Source organism: Pseudomonas sp. SW-3 (assembly GCF_016615645.1).
GTDB lineage: Bacteria > Pseudomonadota > Gammaproteobacteria > Pseudomonadales > Pseudomonadaceae > Aquipseudomonas > Aquipseudomonas mandelii.
In genome coordinates this window covers 5,876,201-5,903,104 of record NZ_CP067098.1, presented here as the reverse complement: position 1 = coordinate 5,903,104, position 26,904 = coordinate 5,876,201, and the positions used below count along the sequence as shown (strand labels likewise).

The following is a 26,904-nucleotide window of genomic DNA, read 5'->3' as shown; positions in this document are numbered from 1 at the left end:
CCCAAAAAACGACCATTTCCCCGCGCCGCCTAAAATATAGTTGGGCAGGCGAGTTTGTACATGCACAAACTCGCCTAGGCTCGACCTATCTGCAATCGATCTAAGCGTTCTACCAGGTCTTCTGCGCGCAGATGGGTGTAGCGCTTCAGCATCTGCATCGACTTATGGCCGCTGATCGCAGAAACCTCTTGGTCCGACAGCCCCGCTTCAACTAGCCGGCTGACAGCCTCGTGACGCAGGTCATGAAAACGGAGGTCGCGCATTTTCAATTTCGTTTTCAGGGTCGCCCAAGCCTTAGTAAATGCATATGGGCGGCGCTTTTTGTCTCGACCAGGCTCGCCGAAGAAGACCAAATCACAATCGATAGGTCGAATGGGGTTGTTCATCGCAGACGTAATAACTTCTGTGGCGAATCGGTTCAAGGGCACCGTTCGAGCTGAGTCATTTTTTGTATCTCGGAGCCTCAAGACGCGTCTTTCTAAGTCGACTTGGTGTCGCCGTAAGGTCGAAATCTCAGAAGCCCTCATGCCGGTTTCCAGCGCTATGCGCACAATCCATCCAAGCATTGGATTGCTATGAGCGTTCACAGCATTGATCAAACGGAGCTCTTCATCAGGTGACAGCCTTCGATCTCGACCTTCACCGGGGCTTGGCTTACGAATGTTGAGCACGGGGTTGAATGTCAGGCCCATTCCCCATTCTTGGATCGCCACGGTAAAAAGATGGCTGAGTAGCGCTAGTTCCAGGCGGACGGTGTTGTTGCTAATGTTTCCCTTGTTGCCGGATTCGCTCAGGCGCTTATCACGAAACCCGGCGATGATCTCAGCGGACAATGCAGCGAGTGAGTATTTTCCCAAATGCTCGATGAGCTTTTTGGCTTTGCTGATTTCGCCACGCTGAGTAGTAGGTTTTTTGGTTGGCGTGACATCGCTCAGATAACGCTTCAGAGCAGCTTCGAGCGTCATTCGTTCTGAACCACTGCGCTGGATATAAACGCCCCTGACCATTTCGTCTTCGGTGCGTCTTGACCAGTCTTCAGCATCGCGTTTTGTGCGGAAAGTCTTAGAAGCAGTCGGCCAGCCATTTTTTCGAATGACCGCTTTCCATGTGCCAGAGGGGGTTTTTACGAGGGTTGCCATACGTTCTCCGAGGGAAGATCGGTACGGACTGTACCGAAACTGTACCTCGGGAACATCTGATTGGGGTGTCAAAACCTGCAGCTGAGCTGCAGGACTTGATTCATATGGTGGGCCCACACGGACTTGAACCGTGGACCAAAGGATTATGAGTCCTCTGCTCTAACCAACTGAGCTATAGGCCCTCAGTAGGCCGCGGATTATAGCGATGGTTTCTCGGCTGTGCTATCCGAAAAATCCGATACGGCTATACGAAGAAACGTCGCGGCGAATTCGTCGGGGGGAAGCGGCAGGCTGACGATGTAGCCCTGGATCTGTTCACAGCCTTCTTCGGCGAGGAATTGTTGCTGTGCGAGGGTCTCGACGCCCTCCGCAATGACGGTGAATTGCATGCTGCGCCCCAGGGCAATGATGGCGCGAACAATCGCTGCATCGTGCGGATCGTCAGGCAGGCCGCGGACGAAGGACTGGTCGATCTTGAGGATGTCCAGTGGCAGGCGCTTGAGGTAGCTCAGAGACGAGTAGCCGGTCCCGAAGTCATCGATGGCCAATTGCACGCCCAGGTGTTTGAGTTGGTGCAGCACTGCCAGCGCTTCTTCGGCCTGGCTCATGATGAAGTTTTCGGTAATTTCCAGTTGCAGTAAACCGGGCGCCAGGCCGTTGTCTTTGAGCAGTTGCTCGATCCGTCCGAGCAGGTTCGGCTGACGCAATTGAGCACCTGCGAGATTGACCGAGAGGGGACCGAGGCACTCGTAGACCTGATTCCACTCGTTCATCTGTCGGCAGGCTGTCTCCAGCACCCAGTCGCCGATTTGCAGGATCATGCCGTTTTCTTCCGCCAAGGGAATGAAGTGTTCCGGCGGCACCGAGCCGAAGGTCGGATGTTGCCAGCGGATGAGCGCTTCGGCGCCGACCAGTCGATGGTCGGCGAGGCTGATTTTCGGTTGGTAATAGAGAAACAGCTCATTGCGCTCGATGGCGCGGCGCAATTCATGTTCCAGCGCCACGCGTTCGCTGGCCTGGGCGGTGAGGTCGCGGGTGTAGCTTTCCACCCGGTTGCGGCCCTTGGCCTTGGAGCGATACATCGCCGCATCGGCGTTTTTGACCAGCGTGGCGACATCGCAGCCGTCCTTGGGGTACAGGCTGGTGCCGATGCTGGCGCTGATGAAAAACTCGTGCTCGCCGGCCTGAAAAGGGGCCGCGAAGCAATTGAGCAGCTTGGTGGCAATGTTGTCGGCATCGCTGGATTGTTGCAGGCCGGGCAGCAGGATGATGAATTCGTCGCCCCCCAGGCGCGCGACGGTATCGATGTCGCGCAGCTGCTCTTTGAGGCGCACGGCAATGCCTTTGAGCAGCAGGTCGCCCACCGGATGGCCAAGGCTGTCGTTGATGTGTTTAAAGCGATCCAGGTCGAGGAACAGCACCGCGCCCTGGCCACCGTTTTCCTGTTGGGTATTGAGTGCGGTCAACAGTCGGCTCTCGAACAGCGTGCGGTTTGGCAGGCCGGTCAGCGGATCGTGGTGCGCCTGGTAGTCGAGTTTGGCCTGCGCGTGTTTGAGGCTGGAAATGTCCGCGAACACCGCCACGAAGTGGGTGATGAATTTTTCCCGGTTACGCACGGCGCTGATGGTCAGCCAGCTCGGGTAGAGCTCGCCATTCTTGCGTCGGTTGGAAATCTCGCCTTGCCAGTGACCTTCGTCCGTCAGCTGATGCCACATCGCCGCATAGAACGCGCTGTCGTGAAGCCCCGAGGCGAGCAAGCGAGGGGTGTGGCCGAGTGCTTCGCTCTCGCTGTAACCGGTGATCTCGGTGAACGCTCGGTTGACCGCGCTGATGTGCTGTTGGGTGTCGGTGATCAACACGCCCTCGGCGGTGCTCTCGAACACTGTGGCGGCCTGTTGCAGTTTCTCCTGCATCAGGTGCCGCTCGGTGATGTCCCGGGCGATGGTCAGCATGCAGTCTTCGTCGCCGATCGGCAGCGGACGGCTTGAAACCTCGCAAAGGCGGATCTGCCCGTCACTGCGGCGGATGTGGCAACTGAAGTCGCGGACGAAGCCATCCCGGTGCAGTAAGTCGAGCATCTGTTTGCGTTCATTGAGATTGACCCAGATCCCCAGCTCCAGGGCTGAGCGATCCACGGACATCGCGCTGTTGAAGCCTGTGATGCGGCTGAAACCCTCGTTGACCTCCATTAGCAACCCGTCGCTCTGCCGCGACAGCAACAAGCCGTCCGGTGAGGCGTGGAAGGCCTTGGCGAATTTTTCTTCGGAGGTTTGCAGTTGCTGCTGGGTTTCCTTGAGCTGACTGATATCGCGCACCACGACGACCAGCGCAGGGGTCGTATCGAGGTCGAAGGGCTCGGCGGAAATCAGACCGGTAAACACCTGGCCATTGCTGCGTCGAAAAGGCATCTCCAGGTTGCGGATGCTGCCGGCTTGCAGGCGCTGCAGCAGGCCCGGCCCGACGCCGGGGATGCCCCAGATGTTGAGGTCGGTGGCGGTCTGGCCAATGACATCTTCGGCCTTGAGACCAATTTGTTCTTCGAACGCGTTGTTGACTTCGAGCAGGCAGCCGTCGGACAGCCGCGCAATCACCAGAATGTCCGGGCATTGCTGAAACACGGAGGCGAATTTTTGCTCGGAGAGTCTCAACGCTTCTTCCGTGCGCTTGGCGTCGCTGATGTCGATCATCAATCCGCGCATAACCGGCTCATGGCCATGCTCGATAAGACTGACGATATCGCGCACCCACAGGCAGCGCCCGTCGGCGGTGATAACGCGGTAATCGACGCTATGATCGCGCCCGGCCAGCACTTCGTGATCGCAGAATGTCTGGGCCCGTGTCAGGTCCGCAGGGTGGATGATGTTGCGCCAGAACCCCGGAATGAGCCAATGGGACAGGGGATAGCCAAGCAGTTCTTCGGCATGCGGAGACACGTAGCTGTAGGTGAAATCGCTGATCCGTGCTTCCCAGGCAATTGCGGAAAGGCTCTCCACCAGCCCGCGGTAATGGTATTCACTGCTGCGCAGCTCTTGTTCGAGGTCGACCCGCCGGGCGATTTCCGAACTCAACCGGCGGTTAATCCGGATGACCACGGCCAGCGTGATCATCAGAAACAGCAATCCGGGCAGGCCGTAAACCAGCAAGTCGGACCAGAAGGTTCGGTGATCCAGTACATTGCCCACCCAGTGTTCCTGAATGGCGCTGATTTCACTTGAAGTCATGTCCGCCAGGACTTTGTCCAGAATCCCGACCAGTATCTTGTTGTCGGGGGGCACTGCCATCGCCAATTGATAGCGATAGGGCGTTTCGCCGCTGACATACAGGCCGTCGAGCTTGAGCTGACGCAGGCTCCAGACGCTGGAGGCGAGATCGCCCACGACCGCATCCACTTCATCGGTGGCCAACGCCTGCAAGGCTGAGCTGACATTGGGCATCGCCACCAGATTCAGGTCGGGGTGGTGCGTGCGCAACAGCTCATGGGGCGCATAGTTTTCCACCACAGCGATCTTCAGCCCGTAGAGCTCTTCGAGCTTGCGCGGTTGGGGGCCTCCGACATGGGCGAGGATGACAATCGGAAAGTCCAGGTAGGGACGAGTGAATGACAGGTACGACTGGCGTTCCGGGGTCGACATGATGCCCGGCAAGACGTCCAGCTTGCCTTGCTTGGCCTGCTGCAGGACTTCGGTCCAGCTGATCGGTTCGATGGGCGTCAGTTTGACGGCCAGCCGTTGACGGATCACGTTGATGTAGTCCGCCGCCAGGCCCTGATAGCGGCCCTGGTCGTCACGAAATTCGAACGGCGGCCAGGACGCGTCGACACCCAGGCGCAAGTCCGGGTGAGCCGCCAGCCAGCTACGTTCTTCGTCGGTCAGAGTCAGCGCGCCAGCCGTTGCGGTCCAGGTCATCAGCGACAGCAAAAAAAGCACGGTCGGCAGTCTGGGCATAACGGTCTCGTTATGGCTCGGGGAATGTTTCGAGTGTAGACGGGCAATTCGGCGGGGGGGAGGTACGGGGGATTTTATCTGTAGAAAGCAAAACCCCCGGCCTGGGCCGGGGGTTCTGTGATCACTCGTCGAGGAAGGAGCGCAAATGCTCGCTTCTCGTCGGGTGGCGCAGCTTGCGCAGCGCCTTGGCTTCGATCTGACGAATCCGTTCACGGGTCACGTCGAACTGCTTACCAACCTCCTCAAGGGTGTGGTCGGTATTCATGTCGATACCGAAGCGCATGCGCAGAACCTTGGCTTCACGGGCAGTGAGGCCGGACAGCACTTCGCGAGTCGCTTCTTTAAGGCTCTCAACAGTGGCGACATCGATTGGCGACTGCATGGTCGAGTCTTCGATGAAGTCACCCAGATGGGAGTCTTCGTCATCACCGATCGGGGTTTCCATGGAGATCGGCTCTTTAGCGATCTTCAATACCTTGCGGATCTTGTCCTCAGGCATTTCCATGCGTTCGCCCAGCTCTTCCGGGGTCGGTTCGCGACCCATTTCCTGCAACATCTGCCGGGAAATGCGGTTGAGCTTGTTGATCGTCTCGATCATGTGCACCGGAATACGGATGGTGCGGGCCTGGTCGGCGATCGAGCGAGTGATCGCCTGACGGATCCACCAGGTGGCATAAGTCGAGAATTTGTAGCCGCGGCGGTATTCGAACTTGTCTACCGCTTTCATCAAACCGATGTTGCCTTCCTGGATCAGATCGAGGAATTGCAGGCCACGGTTGGTGTATTTCTTGGCGATGGAGATCACCAGACGCAAGTTCGCTTCAACCATCTCTTTCTTCGCGCGGCGGGCCTTGGCCTCACCGATCGACATGCGACGGTTGATGTCCTTGATCTCGGCGATCGTCAAACCGGTTTCGGTTTGCAGCGCGGTCAGCTTTTGCTGGCAACGAATGATGTCCGGTTGCAGGCGGCCAATGGCTTCAGCGTATTTGCTTTTGCCTTTGGCCAGTGCATCGGTCCAGCTTTCGTCAACTTCGTTGCCCGGGAACTGGCGCAGGAAGTCGGCACGCGGCATGCGGGCATCACGAACGCAAAGTTGCATGATCGCGCGCTCTTGCTGACGCAGACGATCCAGGGCACTGCGAACACGCTCGACCAGGCCTTCGAATTGCTTCGGAACCAGTTTGATCGGCATGAACAACTCAGCCAGCAGCACCAGCTCGGCGATTGCCAGCTTGTTGCCACGACCGTGCTTTTTCAGCGCCTTGCGGGTGATTTCCATCTGATCGGAGACAGCGCCAAAACGCTGTGCTGCGATGACCGGATCCGGACCGCTTTCGGCTTCTTCTTCGTCGTCGGTGCTGGCTTCAGCTTCTTCGTCGTCGGTATCGTCGTCCGCTTTAACGGCTTTCGGATCGACAGGCGGCGGCACTTCGGCAGCAGGCGGCGCAATGCCGTCGTCCGGGTCGATATAACCGCTCAGGACGTCGGATAGGCGGCCACCTTCGGTGGTAACGCGAGTGTACTCGGAGAGAATGTGGTCAACCGTACCAGGGAAGTGCGCGATTGCGCCCATCACTTCACGGATACCCTCTTCAATACGTTTGGCGATTTCGATTTCGCCTTCACGAGTGAGGAGCTCTACCGTACCCATTTCGCGCATGTACATGCGCACTGGGTCGGTGGTACGACCAATGTCGGTCTCGACCGCTGCCAACGCTGCTGCTGCCTCTTCGGCCGCGGCTTCGTCAGTATCGGCGTCGGCCAGCATAAGGGAATCCTTATCTGGCGCAACCTCGAATACGTTGATCCCCATGTCGTTAATCATGCGGATGATGTCTTCCACCTGTTCCGGATCTGAAATATCCTCCGGCAGGTGGTCGTTGACCTCCGCGTAAGTCAGGTAACCCTGCTCACGACCAAGTGTGATCAACTCTTTGATACGAGACTGCTGTTGCGCTTTTCCGGACATAACACCCTATCCACTGAAGGTCTTGGCGGGCAAAAAACAAGCCGAGGATTATACCTGAGCTATGACCTCACGCGCCAGTTGAGGTCGGGGTTGATACAGCCATATTGCGTTTTAATAGGTCGCGCATCTGATTTGCGATCTGATTTGCTTCCTCCGCGGTCAATCCTGGCTGCCTTGCTTTCCTGATAAGTACTTCCAGGCTATCCGTGTGTTGACTTGCCGATAGCCTAGTAATGGTGTCTAAAAACTGTTGTTCAAGGTTATCGCCGTCAATCAGCCATTCCTTTTCCGCCAAAGCCCTGAGCAGACGCCCCTGTTCAGTCCCGTGCCAGCGGGCCATCAACTGAATAGAGTTTAGCTTAGGATTTTTTTGCACAGCCTCGATCAGCGCTACCAGCAACTGAGCATAGGTATTGCTCTCATTGGCGAAGTGGTTGGCGGTTTCGACCTTGCTAGCCAGATCGGGGTGATGAATGAGTGTGCGAAGTGCGATCAGGGTTGGGGCTTCCACAGCAATCGGTGTGCGCGGGGCGCTAGGTTGATCACGATCACCGCCTCGCTTGCCGTTTTTGTCCCAGGGCTTCTTGTCCCACTTCTTGCCGCCCGCTCCGGGTTTCTTCGGCGTCCATTCCTGCTGCGGCACATACATCTCTTGTGCCTGCGGCTGATGGTAGTCGCTGTAATCCGGCATGGCGTCGTAATCGACGCCCGGGTCGTATGCCGGCGGCGCATCTTGAGGTGCGCTTTGAACCAGTTGGCTCACGGCTTCACCGCTGAGGCCGGTAATTTCGGTCAGGCGCTGACGCATCAAGATGCGCAGGTTGGCGCCAGGGACCTTGTCGATCAGCGGTGCGGCGAGGGTGGCCATGTGGGCCTTGCCTTCGAGCGAGCGCGGGTCCGATTCCTCGGTCAGTTGCTGAAAGAAATAATCCGCCAACGGCTGGGCGTGCTGGTTGATTCGCGCGCGGAAAGCGTCAGTGCCTTCGGAGCGGACCAGCGTGTCGGGGTCTTCACCTTCGGGCAGGAACAGAAAGCGCGCGCGCCGCCCGTCTTGCAGGCACGGCAGGGCAGCTTCCAGTGCGCGCCACGCAGCGTTGCGGCCGGCCTGGTCGCCGTCGAAGCAAAAAAGCACGTTAGGCACGACTCGAAACAGCCGCTTCAAGTGCTCTTCGCTGGTGGCGGTGCCCAGGGTCGCGACGGCATTGCGCAAGCCTTGTTGGGCGAGGGCAATGACGTCCATGTAGCCTTCGACTACGATGATTTCGTCGAGGTTGCGGTTGTTCTTGCGTGCTTCATAAAGGCCGTAGAGTTCCTGGCCTTTATGGAATACGGGGGTTTCCGGTGAGTTCAGGTATTTCGGCTTGTCGTCGCCCAATACCCTGCCGCCGAAAGCAATGATGCGTCCGCGGCTGTCGCGGATCGGGAACATCACGCGATCGCGAAAGCGGTCATAGCGTTTGCCGGTTTCGGCGTTCTCGATCAGCAGGCCGGCGTCGACCATGGCTTTTTGTTGCAGGGTGTCGCTGCTCAAGTGCTTGAACAGATTGTCCCAACCGGGCGGCGCGAAGCCGAGGCCGAAGTCCCGGGCGATTTCGCCGGTCAGCCCACGACCTTTCAAATAATCCACAGCCGCTTTGCGCGATGGATGGCTTTTCAGGGCTTGCCGGTAGAAGTCGGCGGCTGCAGTCAGCAGCGGGTAAAGCGGCGAATCAGTCGGTTGCCGCGGTTTGTGCGGCCGACCGCTTTCTTCGCGGGGGATTTCCATGCCCGCGGCTTTGGCCAGTTCTTCGACAGCCTGGACGAAATCCAGGTTGTCGTGGTCCATCATGAAGCCGAGGGCGTTGCCGCCCGCGCCGCAGCCGAAGCAGTAATAGAACTGCTTGTCGGGGCTGACGCTGAAGGACGGGGTTTTTTCTTTATGAAAAGGGCAGCAGGCGGTGTAGTTTTTACCGGCCTTTTTCATTTGCAGGCGCGAGCTGACCACATCGACGATGTCGGTGCGGTTCAGAAGGTCGTCAATGAAGCTCTGGGGAATTAGCCCGGCCATGGCGTTCTCGTCATCTGCGCTGAAATGGACCCAAAACGATGAGCGGCCGAACGCAGGTCGTTGTTTGAGGCGCGCAAAATGTGCGGCTCGACCGGTGTCGTCTGCGTAATCGCTGTCGGGAAGTGTATCTGCCGAAAATCCACTGACGTTAGTACCAATCAGTATTCGACTATACGAAAGTATTTCGCTGAAATCCGCTGCGGCCAGTCGAGGGCCTCGGATAGCTCATAAGCGGGCACGCAAGAAGGTGCCTTGGGCTGATCGTCGTAAGAGGAATCAGTGGGTGTGCTCGTCAGTAGCCTTGGAAGGCTCGTCAGAAAAGACGTGCACCGCTGGCAAAAGAGCCAGGTCTGACGCTGCGAAGCAGGTTTGTCTCGGTCGCGTCTGCGGCTTTGACGGTGAAGCATCAAGCGTTTTCCGCAAATGCCATTAGCCCGGCTGAGGGCCGGGCTTGGCAGAAGCTTGCTACGAACGTCTGTGTATTAGTACAGACGAACGGCGCGGCGCTGTTCGCGCTGAACTTTCTTCGCGTGACGCTTAACAGCGGCTGCTGCTTTGCGCTTACGCTCAGAAGTAGGCTTCTCGTAGAATTCGCGGCTACGAACTTCAGCCAGTACACCGGCTTTTTCGCAGGAGCGCTTGAAACGACGCAGAGCTACGTCGAAGGGTTCGTTCTCTTTTACTTTGACGGCTGGCATCCAGAGCTACCTTCATTCATTACCGGGGTCAACATCCTCGCGGCAAAAGAGCACTTGAAGACGTCGGTTTTTAAGGGTTGCGGATGTTAACTCCTCATCGACCGGAATGCAAAGCCTCTGATCGAAAACCGCTAGTCGGGGCATCCCATGGCGACTATTATGCGCGCCTTCGAATTCAGCCTAAACAAGGCGCAAACCCATGCTAGTACTGGGATTAGAAACCTCCTGCGACGAAACCGGTGTCGCATTATATGACAGTGAGCGCGGCCTGCTGGCCGACGCGCTGTTCAGTCAGATCGACCTGCACCGCGCCTATGGCGGTGTAGTGCCGGAGCTGGCCTCGCGCGACCACGTCAAGCGCATGCTGCCCTTGATTCGTCAGGTGTTGGCCGAAGCTGACTGTGTGCCGACCGAGATCGATGCCATCGCTTATACCGCGGGTCCTGGCCTGGTCGGTGCCTTGCTGGTGGGCGCCTCTTGCGCTCAGGCGCTGGCCTTTGCCTGGGGCATTCCGGCCTTGGGTGTGCACCACATGGAAGGCCACTTGCTGGCGCCGATGCTGGAGCCGCAGCCGCCACAATTCCCGTTCGTCGCTTTGTTGGTGTCGGGTGGTCATACGCAGCTGGTTCAGGTCGACGGTATCGGTCACTACACGCTCTTGGGCGAGACCCTCGATGACGCCGCCGGTGAAGCATTCGACAAGACCGCGAAGATGATGGGCCTCAATTATCCGGGCGGTCCGGAAATCGCCAAGCTGGCGGAGCGGGGCGTTTCAGGACGTTTCACTTTTCCGCGTCCCATGTGCGACCGCCCGGGCCTGGCGTTCAGCTTCAGTGGCTTGAAAACCTTCGCCCTGAACACTTGGCAGCAGAGCGTCAGCGCCGGGGACGACAGCGAGCAAGCCCGTTGCGACATCTCGCTGGCGTTCCAGCAGGCCGTGGTGGAGACTTTGACCATCAAGTGCAAGCGCGCCCTGAAACAAGCGGGCATGAAGCGTCTGGTGATCGCTGGGGGCGTCAGCGCCAACAAGGCGCTGCGCACGTCCCTGGAAAAGATGCTCGGTGACATGAAGGGCGACGTGTTTTATGCCCGTCCGGAGTTCTGCACCGACAACGGCGCGATGATTGCGTTTGCCGGTTGCCAGCGCTTGCAGGCCGGCCAGCACGAAAGCCTGGCGATCAGCGTGCAGGCGCGCTGGCCGATGGAGCAACTGTCGGCGCTGTGATGAGCGGGGCTCACGTCCGGTATTTAAAAATGCCGTTCGCGCCCGGCAAACAGGTCGCGTAGATTGCCGCGATGACGCCAGACGATCAGCCCCGTGAGTGCGCTCATGGGTAGCAGTGCCGCAGGTGCTTGCCAGGCCAGCAGCGGCAGGGTCAGCGGCGTGGCGATCAATGCGGCGAGGGAGCTGGTGCGGGTCAGGTAGAACGTCAGCAACCAGGCGCAAACCGCCAGCAATGCAGCTGGCGGATACAGGCCCAGGAGCATTCCGGCCGCGGTGGCGACACCCTTGCCACCGCGAAAGCGAAAGTACAGCGGGAACAGGTGGCCGATGACGGCACAGACGCCGATCCAGGCCTGTTCTTGCAGCGAAAGACCCGCAACACCGGCGATCAACACCGGCAACAGGCCTTTGCAGAGGTCGCCGATCAGGGTCAGGATGGCGAGTTTCTTGCCGGCCAGGCGCAACATGTTGGTGGCGCCGGCATTGCCCGAGCCACTCATTCGCGGATCGGGGTTACCGGTCAGGCGGCTGAGCAAAATGGCGAAGGACAGAGAGCCGAGCAGGTAGGCGAGGGTCGCCAGTAACCAAAACATGCTAACTATTCCGGGCGAGGACGCCCTGATTCTAACGGCGCATTGCGCCCTTGTCGTGCAGCGGAGAAAAGTGCTTGGACAGAGTGTTTATCGAGGGCCTGGAAGTCGACACCGTGATTGGTGCCTACGACTGGGAACGAGGCATCCGACAGTGCCTGCGACTTGATCTGAGCTTCGCCTGGGACAATCGCCCGGCAGCGGCAGGCGATGACCTGACCCTGGCGCTCGATTACGCGAGCGTTTCGTCGCGCATCCAGGCCTTTGCCGAGCAGGCACAGTTCCAACTGGTCGAGACCTTTGCCGAGCGTCTGGTTGAAGTATTGATGAGCGAATTCAAGATCACCTGGATGCGCCTCAAACTGACCAAGCCTGGCGCCGTCCCGGCGGCCACCGGTGGTGTGGGCGTGGAGATCGAGCGCGGATGTCGCTGACTCAGGTGTATCTCGGGCTCGGTAGCAATATCGAGCGCGAAACCCATTTGCAGGCGGGCCTGGAAGCCCTGGCAGGCTTCCTGGTGGATATCCGTTGCTCGGCGGTGTTCGAAAGCCAGCCAGTGGGGATCAAGAGCGGTCCGTTCTTCAATTTCGTGGTGTCGGCTTACACCGATTTGCCGCTGATGGAGCTGGACCGTCGATTGAAATTCATCGAGGCGGACAATGGCCGGTATGCGCCCGACCGTAAGGGTTTGCCGCTGGATATCGACGTGCTGCTGTTTGGCGATCTGGTGGGCAATTTCGATGGATTGATCCTGCCGCGGGCAGAGATTCTGAAAAATGCCTTTGTGCTATGGCCGTTGTCCCTGATTGCGCCGGACAGAGTGCATCCGGGGGTAGGCAAAAGCTTTGCGACGTTGTGGCGTGAGGCACAGATTGATCAGGTGTTGGCGCCGGTGGCGTTTGAGTGGCGCGGTGAACAGCTGACACCTTCGAATTTGTTGTGAGGCGGATGATGCCTTCGCGGGCAAGCCTCGCTCCTGCAAGTTTTGCGTCGTTCGCCCCATCGCAAACGACTTGGATCTTGCAGGCGCGAGGCTTGCCCGCGAAGCTTTTCAGGCAGACGCCGCCTCTTTGTAGGCCTTCAGCGCTTTTAGTCGCTCACGCTTGATCGCCTCACCCAGCTCCGGCCCCTTGAATCCCTTCTCCAGCAACGGCTGTACCGCCACGTTCCGCGCCGCAGTCGCCGCTCCGCGTAAATAATCCGCCTGTGGGTAACTTCTCTGCTCCAGCCCTTTGCGGCCGCGGGCGTCCATCTCGCACGCCGCAATGAACTCTTCAAACCGCTGCGGCCGACGGTAAACGTCAAAACTCTGCAGCAGGTCCAGTAACGTCGAGGGTTTCAGCTCCAGGGCGCGGTGGCCGTGGGTGTGGTACTGACCCACCAGCAATGCCAATTCCTGACAATCTTTCGGTGCCTTGAACCGTTCATTCACCGCTTTGATCAGCTTCAGGCCCGTGTGCTCATGGGCAATGTGGCGTGGCCATTCTTCCACGGGCGTGAGCCCTTTGCCCAGATCATGCAGCAGGCATGCCCAGCGCACGGTCAGCGGCTGTTTGTGCTGCGCCGCTTGCTCAAGGACGCTCAGGGTGTGCACCCCCGTGTCTATCTCAGGGTGATGGGCTGCCGGTTGCGGCACGCCGAACAGAGCATCAACTTCCGGCATTAACACTTTGAGCGCGCCACATTCACGCAGCACCTCAATGAACACCCGTGGCTGATCTTCCATCAGTGCACGGGAAATCTCTTTCCAGCTGCGTTCCGCCGTCAACGCCTTCAATTCACCTGATTCGCTGAGTTGGCGCATCAGCTCCAAAGTTTCAGGCGCAACGGTGAAACCCAGTCCTGCGTATCGGGCTGCGAAGCGGGCAACGCGCAGGACACGGAGCGGATCTTCGGCGAACGCGGGGGAAACGTGACGAAGCACTCGGGCTTCGAGATCGCGCTGGCCGTGGTAAGGGTCGGTCAGATTCTGCTGATCATCTTCGGCCATGGCGTTGATTGTCAGGTCGCGACGGATCAGGTCTTCTTCGAGGGTGACTTCGGGGCTGGCATGAAAGGTGAAACCGCCGTAACCACGTCCGCTTTTGCGTTCGGTACGGGCGAGGGCGTATTCCTCACCGCTCTTGGGGTGAAGAAATACCGGAAAGTCAGCACCCACGGGGCGATAACCCTGGGCGAGCATTTCTTCAGTGGTGGCACCGACCACGACCCAGTCGATATCGGTGACAGGTTCGCCCAGCAGGCGATCGCGTACCGCGCCGCCGACTTTATAAATCCGCATAAAAAACCTCCGTTAGCTCGACAGAATAACCTTTGCGTCGAACTTCCGGAGGCAGAAACAGGATCAAAGATGAATGACGGCCAGGTCCAGCCGGCCGTAATCCCCCTCGCTGTGCTCGCTTCTGGGCGGGACATGGTGAACTTTCATGACCTGGTCGCCTTGCAGCGTTTCCAGATGAATGTCGAAGCCCCACAGCCGGTGCAGGTGCTTGAGCACTTCCTCGGTGGACTCGCCCAGCGGTTTGCGGTCGTGCTGCTGGTGACGCAAGGTCAGGGAGCGGTCGCCACGCCGGTCGATGCTGTAGATCTGAATATTGGGCTCTCGATTACCCAGGTTGTACTGCGCGGCCAGTGTTTCGCGAATGGTGCGGTAGCCACCTTCATCGTGAATGGCCGGGACCAGCAGGTCGTCCTTTTGGTCGTCATCGAGAATGCTGAACAACTTCAGGTCGCGGATCACCTGCGGTGACAGGTACTGCAGGATGAAGCTTTCGTCCTTGAAGCTGCTCATGGCGAACTTGATGCTCGACAGCCAGTCGGTACCGGCTATCTCAGGGAACCAGCGGTAATCCTCCTCGGTAGGGTGTTCACACATGCGGCGGATGTCCCGGTACATGGCAAAACCCAAGGTGTAGGGGTTGATGCCGTTGTAGTAGGGGCTGTCGAAGCCGGGTTGGTAGACCACGCTGGTGTGGGACGTCAGAAACTCCATCATGAAGCCGTCGGTAACGAGGCCTTCGTCATACAGATCGTTCATCAGCGTGTAGTGCCAGAACGTGGCCCAGCCTTCGTTCATGACCTGGGTCTGGCGTTGCGGGTAGAAATATTGGGCGATCTTGCGCACGATGCGCACGATTTCCCGCTGCCAGGGCTCCAGCAGCGGCGCGTGTTTTTCGATGAAGTACAGGATGTTTTCCTGAGGTTCGGCGGGGAAGCGCGCGTTGTCCTTGTCGCTGTACTTGTCGGCCCCTTTTGGAATGGTCCGCCACAAATCATTGATCTGTTTCTGCAAGTGCTCTTCCCGATCCTTCTGCCGGCGGCGTTCTTCTTCAGCCGAGATCGGATACGGGCGTTTGTAGCGGTCGACCCCGTAGTTCATCAGCGCATGGCAGGAATCCAGCAGGTCCTCCACCGCGTCGATGCCGTGGCGTTCTTCGCATTGCATGATGTACTGCTTGGCGAAAACCAGGTAATCGATGATCGAGCTGGCGTCGGTCCAGGTGCGGAACAGGTAATTGCCCTTGAAGAAGCTGTTGTGGCCATAGCAGGCATGAGCGACCACCAGGGCCTGCATACAGATGGTGTTTTCTTCCATCAGATAGGCGATGCATGGGTCTGAGTTAATCACAATCTCGTAGGCCAGCCCCATCTGCCCACGGCTGTAGGACTTCTCGGTGCTGAGGAAGTGTTTGCCATAGGACCAATGGTGATAACCCAGTGGCATGCCGACGGAGGCGTAGGCATCCATCATCTGCTCGGCGGTGATCACTTCGATCTGGTTAGGGTACGTATCCAGGGCATAACGAGCCGCCAGGCGACTGATTTCTTTGTCATAGGCCTGGATCAGCTCGAATGTCCATTCTGAGCCGGTGGAAATGGGTTGGCGCTTCTGCTCTTTGGCGGTCATGTCACTAACCTGCGCTGGAAGAGTTCACGGAAGACCGGGTAGATATCCCCGGCCGAGACCAGTTGCTGCTGGGCAAAAGTGTCAGAGAAGGCTTCAGCGATGCGTTCGTATTCGAACCACAAAGCCTGGTGTTCGCGCGGGGTAATCTCAACGTAAGTGTAGTACTGCACGAACGGCATGATCTGGTTGATCAGAATGTCGCGGCAGATCGGCGAATCGTCGTTCCAGTTGTCACCGTCGGAGGCCTGGGCCGCGTAGATGTTCCACTCATTGCTCGGATAACGCTCGGCCATGATTTCCTGCATCAGTTTCAAGGCGCTGGAGACGATGGTGCCGCCGGTTTCCCGGGAGTAGAAGAACTCTTCCTCATCCACTTCGCGGGCGCTGGTGTGGTGGCGGATGAAGACGACGTCGATTTTGTCGTAGTTACGCTTGAGAAACAGGTACAGCAGGATGAAAAAGCGCTTGGCGATGTCTTTGGTCGCCTGGGTCATTGAACCGGACACATCCATCAGGCAGAACATCACCGCCTTGGAGCTGGGGTTCGGCTGCTTGATGAGCAAGTTGTACTTGAGGTCGAAGGTATCGAGAAAGGGAACGCGATGGATGCGCGCACTGAGTTTTTCGATTTCTGCTTCGATCTCCTGAATATCGCCGAAGTTATCCGGTTCATCCCGCTTGAGTCGCAGCAGTTCTTCTTTGGCTTCCCGTAATTTTGCCCGGCTGCTGCCAGACAGGGCGATTCGCCGGGCATGGGCCGAGCGCAGGGTACGGATGATGTTGATTCGCGACGGGTTACCTTCGTTGCTGATACCCGCGCGCACGGTCTTGAAGGTGTCGGTGCCGGTCAGGTTGCGCTTGACCAGGTTCGGCAGTTCGAGGTCCTCGAACATGAATTCGAGGAATTCCTCCTGGGTGATCTGGAAGACGAACTCGTCCATCCCTTCGCCCGAGTTGCCCGCCTTGCCTGGGCCTCTGCCGCCACCACCGCCTGGCGGACGGGCAATGTGTTCGCCGCTGGTGAATTCCTTGTTGCCGGGGTGCACGACGGTCTGCTTGCCACCACGTCCATGGTGAAGCACCGGCTCGTCGATGTCGCGGCCGGGGATGCTGATCTGTTCGCCGTGTTCCATATCGGTAATGGAACGCCGACTGACCGCCTCTTCGACGGCCTTTTTGATGTGATCACGATAACGCCGCAGAAACCGCTGACGGTTCACCGTGCTCTTGTTCTTGCCATTGAGACGTCGGTCGATCACATAGCTCATAGGCCCCTCCGGGCGGCTTCAAGTTGTGAGCTACAAGCTGCAAGTAGAAGCTGCCCGGATATCAGGGCTTACGCGCTTTTTCTTGCCGCTTGTAGCTTATGGCTTGCCGCTGCGTCATTGCGATTTCCGGACCCGCAGGTACCACTCGGACAGCAGTCGTACCTGTTTGTCGGTGTAGCCCCGCTCGACCATCCGTGTGACGAAGTCGTTGTGCTTCTGCTGGTCCTCTTTGCTGGCCTTGGCATTGAAGCTGATGACAGGCAGGAGGTCCTCGGTGTTGGAGAACATTTTCTTCTCGATGACCACCCGCAGTTTTTCGTAGCTGAGCCAGGTCGGGTTCTTGCCATTGTTGTTGGCCCGGGCGCGCAAGACGAAGTTGACGATTTCGTTGCGGAAATCCTTCGGATTGCTGATGCCGGCCGGTTTTTCTATTTTCTCAAGCTCTTCGTTCAGCGCGACGCGGTTGAGGATTTCGCCGGTTTCCGGATCTCGGTATTCCTGGTCCTGGATCCAGAAGTCTGCGTACAGCACGTAACGATCGAAGATGTTCTGGCCATACTCGCTGTAAGACTCGAGGTAGGCAGTCTGGATCTCCTTGCCGATGAATTCGATATAACGCGGTGCCAGGTACTCCTTGAGGAAGCGCAGATAGCGTTCACGGGTCTCGGCCTGGAATTGTTCCTGTTCGATCTGTTGTTCCAGCACATAGAGCAAATGCACCGGGTTGGCGGCGATTTCGTGCGGATCAAAGTTGAAGACCTTGGACAGGATCTTGAACGCAAACCGGGTCGACAGACCGTTCATGCCTTCGTCGACACCGGCGTTGTCGCGGTATTCCTGGATCGACTTGGCTTTCGGATCCGTGTCTTTGAGGTTCTCGCCGTCATACACGCGCATCTTGGAATAAATGTTGGAGTTTTCCGGCTCCTTGAGGCGTGAGAGCACGGTGAACTGGGCGAGCATTTTCAGGGTGTCGGGTGCGCAATGGGCCTTGGCCAGAGAGCTGTTGAACAGAAGCTTGTCGTAGATCTTCACCTCGTCGCTGACCCGCAGGCAGTAAGGCACTTTGACGATATAGATCCGGTCGATGAAGGCTTCGTTGTTCTTGTTGTTGCGGAAGGTGTGCCATTCCGATTCGTTGGAGTGAGCCAGCAGGATCCCGGTAAACGGAATCGCCCCGAGGCCTTCGGTACTGTTGTAGTTGCCTTCCTGGGTGGCGGTCAGCAATGGGTGCAGCACCTTGATTGGCGCCTTGAACATTTCGACGAATTCCATCAGGCCCTGGTTGGCCCGGCACAGCGCGCCTGAATAGCTGTAGGCATCAGCGTCGTTCTGTGGGTATTCCTCCAGTTTGCGGATGTCGACCTTGCCCACCAGCGCCGAGATGTCCTGGTTGTTTTCATCGCCCGGTTCGGTTTTGGCCACCGCGATCTGGTTGAGGATCGACGGATAGAGTTTCACCACGCGGAACTGGCTGATGTCACCGCCGAATTCGGCCAGGCGCTTGGTGGCCCATGGAGACATGATGGTATTGAGGTAGCGCCGCGGAATGCCGAAGTCTTCTTCGAGGATCGCACCATCTTCAGTGGCGTTGAACAGACCCAGCGGCGACTCGAATACCGGCGAGCCCTTGATGGCGTAGAAGGGCACTTTCTCGATCAGTTGTTTGAGCTTCTCGGCCAGGGACGATTTACCGCCACCGACGGGGCCGAGCAGATAGAGGATTTGTTTCTTCTCTTCCAGGCCCTGAGCGGCATGGCGGAAATACGACACGATCTGGTCTATGCATTCTTCCATCCCGTGGAAGTCTTCAAAGGCCGGATAGCGGCGGATCACCTTGTTGGAAAAGATTCGCGACAGTCTCGAGTTGGTCGAGGTGTCGAGCAGCTCCGGTTCTCCGATGGCCAGCAATAGACGCTCGGCGGCGGAGGCGTAGGCGCTGCGGTCCTGTTTGCACAGCTCAAGATACTCTTGCAGAGAGAGTTCTTCCTGGCGTGTGGACTCGAAGCGTTGTTGGAAGTGGCTAAAGATACTCATGACGTCACCTCGCTCGATACGTGGAGCCGACGCCGGATCATTCAGTCGATGCTGGCAGCAACCGGATATGCAGTCGCTGTTTACCCCCCAGAACTCTTTCGAAGCTGACGACCTCGAAAGCTACTCCCGATGACCCGCGCGCCGGTGTACCGGCTCTCCCCTGTTTTGGATGGCCTGCGCTTAAGGATAGTTGCTTATTCAGGAGGTAAAGGCGAGATACGTAATTAGTTGTGGCAGACCGTTCGTCTGCCACCGTGCGAGCCCACAGGGGACGGGGCTTGCACGTTACAAAAAAATTATTCGGAAGTGCCTTGCGCCGTTTCCGCAGGATAAGTCGTACGCCACAGCTCAAAACCGCCATCCATGCTGTACACGTCGGAAAAGCCCTGGCTGATCAGGTATGCGGCGGCGCCCTGGCTGGAATTGCCGTGATAGCAGACCACCACGGTCGGTGCGTCCAGATCGGCCGCCTGAATGAAGGCATGCAGGGAATGATTGTCCAGATGCTTCGAGCCGCTGATGTGCAGGGCGGCATAGGTCGCGGGGTCACGGACATCGACCACTACTGCGCCTTGTTCGCGCAAGGCCTGTGCCTGTTCTGGGGGGATACGTTTGAATTCGCTCATGGCGGGCTCCTGTGGCTCGGCTGAAAGCGCAGTCTAGCGCTGGGCGCTGGCTGGCGTTTGTTCGCTAGTTCGTGGGGCGACTGGCGGCGCGGCAGCATGGCCATGCTCGTCGCATTTGCAGGACAGGCGTTCGCCGCTGTCGACGTTCATCATCGTCAGGGCACCGCCCCAGACGCAACCCGTGTCGAGCGCAGAGATGCCCGGTTCGTTGCACTGGCCTTCAAGCGCGGCCCAGTGCCCGAAAATGATTTTCACGCCTTTGGTCTTGCGTTCCTTGTGCTGGAACCAGGGTTTGTAGCCGGGTGGCGCAGTGCCCAGGCCTTCCTTGCTCTTGAGGTCCAGCTTGCCTTCGGCCGTACAGAAACGCATGCGGGTGAAATAGTTGGTGATCACCCGAAGGCGCGTGACGCCTCTGAGGTCGCTGTCCCATTTCGCCGGATCGTTGCCGTACATGCCGTCGAGGTAGGGCGGCAGCAGATTGTCGTCGCGTAGCGCCGTCTCGACCTCGGCGGCGTACTTCAGTGCTTTGCGCAGCGACCATTGCGGGGGAATACCGGCATGCACCAGCGCAACGTTACGTTGTTCGTCGTAATGCATGAGTTTTTGCTGGCGTAGCCATTCCAGCAGCTCGGCGCAATCGGGGGCTTCGATAATTTCGCGTAGGGTATCGGTTTTCTTCAGGCGTTCTATGTTCTTACCGGCGGCCAGCAGGTGCAGGTCATGGTTGCCGAGCACGCACACCAGCGATTCGCGGATGCTGTAGAGAAAACGCAAGGTTTCCAGCGACTGCGGGCCGCGGTTGACCAGATCGCCCACCAGCCACAGACGATCCTTCGCCGGGTCGAACGCGACTTTTTTGAGCAGGCATTGCAGGGCTTCAAGGCAGCCTTGAAGGTCACCGACGGCATACGTCGCCATCAGTGCAGGGCTCCGGGCACCGCCAGGCGGAATGGCGCGATAACGGCGTCAAAGTGTTTGCCGTCGTCGGCGATCATTTCATAAGTACCCTGCATCGTACCGACCTTGGAGGTCATGACGGTGCCGCTGCTGTAGGTATGGCTCTTGCCTGGTTCGATCAACGGTTGTTGGCCGACAACGCCCGCACCGCGAACCTCTTCGACATGTCCATCGCCATCGGTGATGACCCAGTGCCGAGACAGCAGTTTGGCCGGTAGCTCGCCATTGTTGTGCACGGTAATGGTGTAGGCAAAGGCGAAGCGGTTGTGCTCGGGTTGCGATTGTTCTGCCAGATAGCGGGTGACGACGCTGACGTCGACCTGATAACGAGGATCGGACATGCAAGAGGCCTTAAAAGCGAAGCGGGACGCGGGGCGTAGCTGATGGAGCTCAGTCTAGGCCAAGTATCGGGTAGTAAACCAGACATGGGCGCTGGTGTCCTACCCGATAACGCTCGTCGGCTGTCAGTCGACAGCGGGAGTAGCCAGGACTTGTTCGCTAAGCTTGTCGGCAAGGCGCACGAAGGCGGCAAGGTCGAGCTGCTCTGGACGAAGGCTGCCGTCGACGCCGGCTGCCGTGATTTCGTCGTTGCTCAGCAGCAACTTGAGGGTATTGCGTAGGGTTTTGCGGCGCTGGTTGAAGGCTTCGCGCACAACACGCTCCAGCAGCTTGTGATCCTTGGCCGGGTGCGGCAGCACCGCATGAGGCACCAGGCGCACGATGGCCGAATCGACTTTCGGTGGCGGATTGAACGCACCGGGGCCAACGTTGAACAGATGCTCAACCCGGCAGTGATACTGAACCATGATCGACAGACGGCCCCAGTCACCGCCACCAGGGCCCGCCGCCATACGCTGGACCACTTCCTTTTGCAGCATGAAGTGCATGTCGCGAATCAGGCTCGCGTTGTGCAGCAAGTGAAAAATCAGCGGCGTAGAGATGTTGTACGGCAGGTTGCCGACGACCCGAAGGCTGCCCGGGGCTGCGTTCAGGCTGTTGAAGTCAAACTTCAGTGCGTCGCCCTGATGCAGATTGAAGTTGCTCTTGCCAGCGAACTGCTGATTGAGGATCGGGATCAGGTCTTTGTCCAGCTCCACCACGTCCAGTTGCGCGCCGCTGCCCAGCAGGCCCTGGGTCAGTGCACCCTGGCCCGGGCCGATTTCCAGCAGGCGGTCCTCAGGCTTGGCGTGGATGGAGCGCAGGATGCGGTCGATAACGCCGGCATCGTGCAGGAAGTTCTGGCCAAAACGCTTGCGCGCCCGGTGTTGGTAATGTTCGGTCATAAACGGGTCTCGGCCATCTGGTAGGCGGTTTCCAGGGCGACTTGCAGGCTGCCGGTGTCGATGTTGCCGCTGCCGGCCAGATCCAGGGCAGTGCCGTGGTCGACCGATGTGCGGATGATCGGCAAGCCCAGGGTCACGTTGACTGCCGCGCCGAAGCCTTTGTATTTCAGCACAGGCAGGCCCTGGTCGTGGTACATCGCCAGCACCGCGTCGCAGTGCTCCAGATATTTGGGGGTAAACAGAGTGTCGGCGGGCAGGGGGCCGCGAAGGTCCATGCCCTCGCCGCGCAGGCGCTCTAATGTAGGTTCGATGATGTCGATTTCTTCATGGCCCAGATGTCCGCCTTCACCGGCGTGCGGGTTTAGCCCGCAGACCAGGATGCGTGGCCGGGCGATGCCGAACTTTTGTTGCAGGTCGGTGTACAGAATCCGCGTGACCCGTTCCAGACGCTCCGGGGTGATTGCATCGGCAATCTCCCGAAGGGGCAGGTGAGTGGTGACCAGCGCCACGCGCAAGTCGCGGGTGGCAAGCATCATCACCACTTGTGCGGTATGGGTCAGGTCAGCGAGAAATTCGGTGTGCCCGGAGAAGGCAATGCCCGATTCATTGATCACGCCCTTGTGCACGGGGGCGGTGATCATGCCGGCGAAATGCCCGTCGAGGCAGCCTTGGCCCGCACGGGTCAGGGTTTCCAGAACGAAAGCCGCATTGGCCTTGTCCAGTTGCCCGGCGATGACCGGTGCATTGAGCGGGGTATCCCAGACATACAGGCTGTTGGCGGGTGCCGGGGCATCCGGCCAACTGTCCGGTGTTACCGGCAGCAAATCGACGACCACACCCAGCTGCGCGGCCCGCTCAAGGAGCAGGTCGCGGCTGGTTATGGCAATCAGGGGATGTGGCTGGGCTTGCGAGGCGAGCAGCAGGCACAGGTCAGGACCTATGCCGGCCGGTTCGCCGGGTGTCAGCGCGAAACGCTTGGGTTTCACTGCGCTGCCTGGTCTGCACCAGGGAGTTTGATCTCTACATACGCTTCGTCACGGATCTGACGCAGCCAGGTTTGCAGCTCTTCGTCGTATTTGCGGTTACGCAGTACGGTCATCGCCTGCTGCTCACGGGCCTGGGTCGTGCTGTCGGTGGCGCGGCGGCCAAGGACTTCCAGAACGTGCCAGCCGTATTGAGTCTGGAACGGCTTGGACAGTTGACCTTGCGGGGTCTTGGCCATCACTTCGCGGAACTCGGGCACCAATGCGTTCGGGTCGATCCAGTTCAGGTCGCCACCGTTGAGGGCGGAACCCGGGTCTTCCGAGAAGCTTTTCGCCAGTTCGCCGAAATCTTCGCCCGCTTCGATTCGGGTATAGAGCGATTCAGCCAGGGCTTTGGTTTTTGCTTCGTCACGAATCGGGCTAGGTTTGACCAGGATGTGACGCACGTGCACTTCGTCACGGGTCTGGGTCTCACCGCCACGCTTGTCGAGGATCTTCAGGATGATGAAGCCCCCCGGCGTGCGCATTGGCTGGGTAATGTCGCCAACGGTCATGGTGCTCAACATGCGATCGAACGGAGGTGGCAATTGAGCGGCTTTACGCCAGCCCATGTCGCCGCCTTCCAGTGCGGTTTCGCTGGCGGATTTGGCGATTGCCAACTGACCGAAGTCAGCGCCTTGCTTGAGCTGCTGGTAAACCGCGTCCGCTTGCTTGGCTGCATTCTGAATTGCATCGGAGTTGGCGCTTTCCGGCGTAGGAATCAGGATGTTGGCCAGACGGAACTCTTCGGACAACTGCATTTTGCCGAGGTCGGAAGCGAGGAAGTTCTTCACTTCCTGTTCAGACACCTGAATGCGCTCGGCCACACGACGCTGGCGCACTCGGCTGATGATCATTTCGCGACGAATCTGGTCCCGTGCGTCCTCATAAGAGAGGCCGTCACGAGTCAGGGCAGCACGGAACTGATCAATCGACATGTTATTGCGCTGGGCAATGGTGCCGACAGCCTGGTTCAGTTCTTCATCGGTAATGCGGATGCCGGAACGCTCGCCGATCTGCAATTGCAGGTTTTCGACGATCAGACGCTCAAGCACCTGCTGATCCAGCACGCCGGCCGGCGGAACCGCAGAACCGCGTTTGGCGATGGTTTGCTGAACTTCATGAACACGCTGGTCCAGTTGGCTTTGCATGACCACGTCGTTGTCGACGATGGCCACCACTTTGTCGATGGACTGTACCGCGGCGTTCGCCGCAGTACCCAGGAACAGCGCGCCCAGCACTAGCGGGCGCAGACAATCAGAAAGCTTGGTCTTCACGTTCACGATAACCTTGGATGCCTTTGTCGAGGAAGCTCTCTACTTTGGCGCCGGTGAGGCCGCCGAGACCTTTCAGAACGATTTGTAGGAAGACGCCGTGGTCGCCTTTTTCGTTTTGTGGGGCTTCTTGACTGAATTCGTCATAGGAAACCCAGTAACGGTTGATCAGGCGCAGTTTCCAGCAGCAGTTGTCGTACTCGAAACCACCGAAGGCTTCCAGGGTACGGTTGCGGTTGTAGTCATACTGCCAGCGGCTGATCAGGTTCCATTGCGGAACGATCGGCCACATCACCGAGAAGTCGTGCTGTTGAATCTTGTAGTAGTCCTTCACGAAGCCCGGTTTGCCTTCGACGCCATAGTCGCCACCGCCCACAGTCCATTTGCCCGTGTTCTGGTCATAACGGACCTGGTCGTTGCGATAGCGATAGCCGGCGTTGATGATCTTGTTCGGATTGCCTTCAGGCTGGTAGTGGAACATCGCGCTACCCGAGCGAGGGCTGCGGCTGTCCGGATCCCAGTTGTAGTCGGCCGTGGTGCGCCAATCGCGGTTCCAGCGGTATTCGTATTCCAGCGCGTAAGGCGAGACGTTTGAATGGGCGTCGTCGCGAGTTTTCGCATCGATACCCGGCAACTGAACCTCGCGATCCTTGAAGTACAAGGCTTGGCCGACACTGATGCGTTGACGCTCGAACCCGTTATCTTCGATCCAGCGGTTGGTCACGCCCAGGGATAGTTTGTTCTCGTCGCCGACACGGTCGGAGCCGGAGAAGCGGTTGTCACGGAACAGCGAAGAATAATTGAACGTGGACTCGGCAGAATCGAAGACCGGAATGTCGCTCTGGTCTTTTTCAGGCACGTAGAGATAGTACAGACGCGGTTCGAGGGTCTGACGATAGTTCTTGCCGAACCATTGGGTATCGCGATCGAAATACAGGCCGCTGTCGATGCTGGCGATTGGCACGCCACGACTTTGGTTGCGACTATAGGTACCGTTGAGCCGGTCACCTTCAGCGCCCTGGGTGGCGATGTCGCGTTTACCCTGATTATCGAGATCCAGATCGTATTGCGTGTATTGATACTTGAGCGAGGGCTTCAGGAAGCCATAAGTCGTGTTCATCGGGTAGCTGACAACCGGCTCTACGTTCAGACGATTGCCGGTAGCCCGGGCCAAGCCGAAAACGTTGGTATCAAGCCGTCGAGTACCGACGGTTCCATCCGCATTGAACGGACCGCCATCTTCATCGGTGTAATTCCCGGTTTTCAGATCCCGATCAAAGCGCACGATTTCCGTGTTGTACGCGAAATCCAGACCGGCCGGATGATACGGCAGCGCACCGTTGAAAGTGATCTGCGGCAAGCGATTGTACGGTGTGATGTTCGAAACGGTCGCAAGCTGATAGGCCTGGGCGTTGATACGAGCGGTATATCCGTCGCCTCGATAGCTGACAGCACCCTGCTGATTCACATAATCCGCGCTTTTCACGCCAATCTGGTCAGTCTGCAGATCCTGGAAGTAATACGGATCGCTGATCTTGGTGTAATCGACTTCAGTGAGGACGCGAGAGTCGAGGCCACCCTTGTGCTGCCAGTTGTACATGTAGCGGGTTTTTTCGGCATCGGTCTGCTTGTCGCGATCGTTGCTTTCATCGTTAAGGTACGCTGCGCCAAACTGACCTTCGCTGGATTTGGTCAGGTAGCGGAATTCACCTTCCATGAGCAGACCATGTTTGCTCATGTAGCGCGGATACAACGTGGCATCGTAGTTCGGTGCCAGGTTGAAGTAGTACGGCGTTACCAGCAATAAGCCAGTATCGGTGCCGCTGCCGATAGTCGGCGGCAGGAAGCCGGACTGGCGACGGTCATCGATCGGGAAATAGATGTACGGCGTGTACAGGACAGGAATGTCCTTGACCCGCAGTGTCACGTTGGTCGCGGTACCGAAGCCGGTGGCCGGGTTCAAGGTGATGTTGTTGCCCTTGAGCTGCCAGGCGTTGCTGTTCGGTTCGCACGTGGTGTACGTACCATCCTTGAGGCGGATGATCGCGTTTTCGGCACGTTTGGCGTACAGCGCGTTACCGCGGATACGGGATTTGTGCATCACGTATTCGGCGTTATCGACCTTGGCTTCACCGGTATCGAGCTGCACGTCGGCGTGGTCGCCCACGATCAGTGCGCCGTTGTCGCGAATGCGCACGTTGCCGCTCAATTCGCCACGGCTTTCGGCCTGGTACAGGTTCGCTTCGTCGGCTTCAACCTGCATGCTGCCCTGGCGCATGACGACGTCACCGGCCAGGGTCGCGACTTGCTCTTCCTGCTTATAGCGGGAGGCTTTGGCGCCGATAAAGGTTGGAGCGTCACTTTTATTCGTCTTGTCATTCATGCCAGGACGAATCGGTTCGATATAGGAACCAGAGCAGTAAGGACCGGTCTCGGCCAGTTGCGCTGCCGTGAGGTTCTCGCGCGGAACCCAGTCGAGGTGACTGTAGTCTGCACTACGCGACTTCAGGCCGCGGCCTTTGGACTCGGTAACCAGCACAGGCTTGGCGCCAGTGTCTTCACTGGTGCCACTTTCGGACGCAGGTTCGCCGGTGGCGGAAACTGCGCTGCCGTCATGGACGGGACGCGGAGGCAATGCCGCCGCTGGCGCTTTTGGCGCACAGTCCCAGGCACCCGAAGCAGAGACTGAGCAGTCATACTGTTCCGCGGCGACCACGAAAGAAGTGGCTAGGGGTTGCAGGGCCAGCAGACTGCCGGTAACCAACAACGGAAATTTTTTACGAAACGCGGGGGATTTCAATGCCATCTTATTAGTCCGGGCTTCCTGCGTGCCATCTGCCCGCGGTGTGGGCCGCACGCCTCTCGATGGTCTGAAAAAGATGCTGGATAATAAAGCATGACCCGCTTGACGGCTA

Annotated in this window: 20 protein-coding genes and 1 tRNA gene; 3 read left to right on the top strand and 18 right to left on the bottom strand. The window is 58.4% G+C overall.

Annotated features, from left to right (window positions below):
- Positions 1–74: 74 nt before the first annotated feature.
- The 6 genes from JIO00_RS26805 to rpsU form a co-directional block, all read right to left on the bottom strand.
- On the bottom strand, positions 75–1,139 hold the full coding sequence (locus JIO00_RS26805; protein ID WP_200667161.1) for a tyrosine-type recombinase/integrase: 1,065 nt from the start codon (positions 1,137–1,139) through the stop codon (positions 75–77).
- Between the two features lie 105 nt (positions 1,140–1,244).
- Positions 1,245–1,321, bottom strand: a tRNA-Ile gene (locus JIO00_RS26800).
- Between the two features lie 15 nt (positions 1,322–1,336).
- Positions 1,337–5,083, bottom strand: coding sequence for an EAL domain-containing protein (locus JIO00_RS26795; RefSeq protein ID WP_083375636.1), 3,747 nt, complete (start codon positions 5,081–5,083; stop codon positions 1,337–1,339).
- Between the two features lie 121 nt (positions 5,084–5,204).
- A complete protein-coding gene (gene rpoD, locus JIO00_RS26790) occupies positions 5,205–7,055 on the bottom strand; it encodes an RNA polymerase sigma factor RpoD (RefSeq protein WP_077747306.1) in 1,851 nt (616 codons plus the stop codon).
- A gap of 67 nt (positions 7,056–7,122) precedes the next feature.
- Entirely contained in the window at positions 7,123–9,102 is a 1,980-nt protein-coding gene (gene dnaG / locus JIO00_RS26785; RefSeq protein ID WP_200667159.1) for a DNA primase, read from the bottom strand.
- Between the two features lie 482 nt (positions 9,103–9,584).
- Positions 9,585–9,800: a 30S ribosomal protein S21 gene (gene rpsU, locus JIO00_RS26780; RefSeq protein WP_002551877.1), complete on the bottom strand. Its 216-nt coding sequence runs from the start codon at positions 9,798–9,800 to the stop codon at positions 9,585–9,587.
- Between the two features lie 199 nt (positions 9,801–9,999).
- Here rpsU and tsaD point away from each other — a divergent pair, with 199 nt between their 5' ends.
- Positions 10,000–11,025 (top strand): tRNA (adenosine(37)-N6)-threonylcarbamoyltransferase complex transferase subunit TsaD, encoded by a 1,026-nt coding sequence (gene tsaD / locus JIO00_RS26775; RefSeq protein ID WP_010467153.1) that lies wholly within the window; start codon positions 10,000–10,002, stop codon positions 11,023–11,025.
- Positions 11,026–11,048: 23 nt separating this feature from the next.
- Here tsaD and plsY read toward each other — a convergent pair whose 3' ends face one another.
- Positions 11,049–11,618, bottom strand: a complete 570-nt coding sequence (gene plsY / locus JIO00_RS26770; RefSeq protein WP_077747307.1) for a glycerol-3-phosphate 1-O-acyltransferase PlsY — start codon at positions 11,616–11,618, stop codon at positions 11,049–11,051.
- A 74-nt stretch (positions 11,619–11,692) separates the two neighbouring features.
- On the opposite strand from plsY, the gene folB reads away from it, so the two are divergent.
- Together folB and folK are read left to right on the top strand one after the other, a co-directional pair.
- Complete coding sequence (gene folB, locus JIO00_RS26765; RefSeq protein ID WP_008051601.1) at positions 11,693–12,049, top strand: dihydroneopterin aldolase; 357 nt, start codon at positions 11,693–11,695, stop codon at positions 12,047–12,049.
- Entirely contained in the window at positions 12,040–12,558 is a 519-nt protein-coding gene (gene folK / locus JIO00_RS26760) for a 2-amino-4-hydroxy-6-hydroxymethyldihydropteridine diphosphokinase (protein WP_010467156.1), read from the top strand. Before folB ends, folK begins: the two co-directional genes overlap by 10 nt.
- Positions 12,559–12,666: 108 nt before the next feature.
- Here folK and JIO00_RS26755 read toward each other — a convergent pair whose 3' ends face one another.
- The 11 genes from JIO00_RS26755 to JIO00_RS26705 all read right to left on the bottom strand — a co-directional run bounded on the left by JIO00_RS26755 (position 12,667) and on the right by JIO00_RS26705 (position 26,795).
- Positions 12,667–13,896, bottom strand: a complete 1,230-nt coding sequence (locus tag JIO00_RS26755) for a multifunctional CCA addition/repair protein (RefSeq protein WP_077747308.1) — start codon at positions 13,894–13,896, stop codon at positions 12,667–12,669.
- A gap of 63 nt (positions 13,897–13,959) precedes the next feature.
- Positions 13,960–15,522, bottom strand: a complete 1,563-nt coding sequence (locus JIO00_RS26750; RefSeq protein ID WP_077747309.1) for a SpoVR family protein — start codon at positions 15,520–15,522, stop codon at positions 13,960–13,962.
- Positions 15,519–16,790 carry a YeaH/YhbH family protein gene (locus JIO00_RS26745; RefSeq protein WP_010467159.1) on the bottom strand — a complete coding sequence of 424 codons (1,272 nt, stop codon included), beginning with the start codon at positions 16,788–16,790 and terminating at the stop codon, positions 15,519–15,521. Before JIO00_RS26745 ends, JIO00_RS26750 begins: the two co-directional genes overlap by 4 nt.
- A 114-nt stretch (positions 16,791–16,904) precedes the next feature.
- The gene (locus tag JIO00_RS26740; RefSeq protein ID WP_010467160.1) at positions 16,905–18,827 is read right to left on the bottom strand and encodes a PrkA family serine protein kinase; all 1,923 of its coding nucleotides are present in this window, start codon (positions 18,825–18,827) and stop codon (positions 16,905–16,907) included.
- 296 nt (positions 18,828–19,123) lie between these two features.
- A complete protein-coding gene (gene glpE, locus JIO00_RS26735) occupies positions 19,124–19,453 on the bottom strand; it encodes a thiosulfate sulfurtransferase GlpE (RefSeq protein ID WP_010467161.1) in 330 nt (109 codons plus the stop codon).
- A 33-nt stretch (positions 19,454–19,486) separates the two neighbouring features.
- A complete protein-coding gene (locus JIO00_RS26730; protein ID WP_010467162.1) occupies positions 19,487–20,371 on the bottom strand; it encodes a symmetrical bis(5'-nucleosyl)-tetraphosphatase in 885 nt (294 codons plus the stop codon).
- Positions 20,371–20,751 (bottom strand): Co2+/Mg2+ efflux protein ApaG, encoded by a 381-nt coding sequence (apaG, locus tag JIO00_RS26725; RefSeq protein ID WP_010467163.1) that lies wholly within the window; start codon positions 20,749–20,751, stop codon positions 20,371–20,373. Before apaG ends, JIO00_RS26730 begins: the two co-directional genes overlap by 1 nt.
- Positions 20,752–20,874: 123 nt before the next feature.
- A complete protein-coding gene (rsmA, locus tag JIO00_RS26720; protein ID WP_010467164.1) occupies positions 20,875–21,693 on the bottom strand; it encodes a 16S rRNA (adenine(1518)-N(6)/adenine(1519)-N(6))-dimethyltransferase RsmA in 819 nt (272 codons plus the stop codon).
- Positions 21,690–22,679 (bottom strand): 4-hydroxythreonine-4-phosphate dehydrogenase PdxA, encoded by a 990-nt coding sequence (gene pdxA, locus JIO00_RS26715; protein WP_200667157.1) that lies wholly within the window; start codon positions 22,677–22,679, stop codon positions 21,690–21,692. Before pdxA ends, rsmA begins: the two co-directional genes overlap by 4 nt.
- The gene (gene surA, locus JIO00_RS26710; RefSeq protein WP_010467166.1) at positions 22,676–23,992 is read right to left on the bottom strand and encodes a peptidylprolyl isomerase SurA; all 1,317 of its coding nucleotides are present in this window, start codon (positions 23,990–23,992) and stop codon (positions 22,676–22,678) included. Before surA ends, pdxA begins: the two co-directional genes overlap by 4 nt.
- Positions 23,973–26,795 (bottom strand): LPS-assembly protein LptD, encoded by a 2,823-nt coding sequence (locus tag JIO00_RS26705; RefSeq protein WP_200667155.1) that lies wholly within the window; start codon positions 26,793–26,795, stop codon positions 23,973–23,975. The genes surA and JIO00_RS26705 overlap by 20 nt, the downstream gene beginning before the upstream one ends.
- Positions 26,796–26,904: the final 109 nt, after the last annotated feature.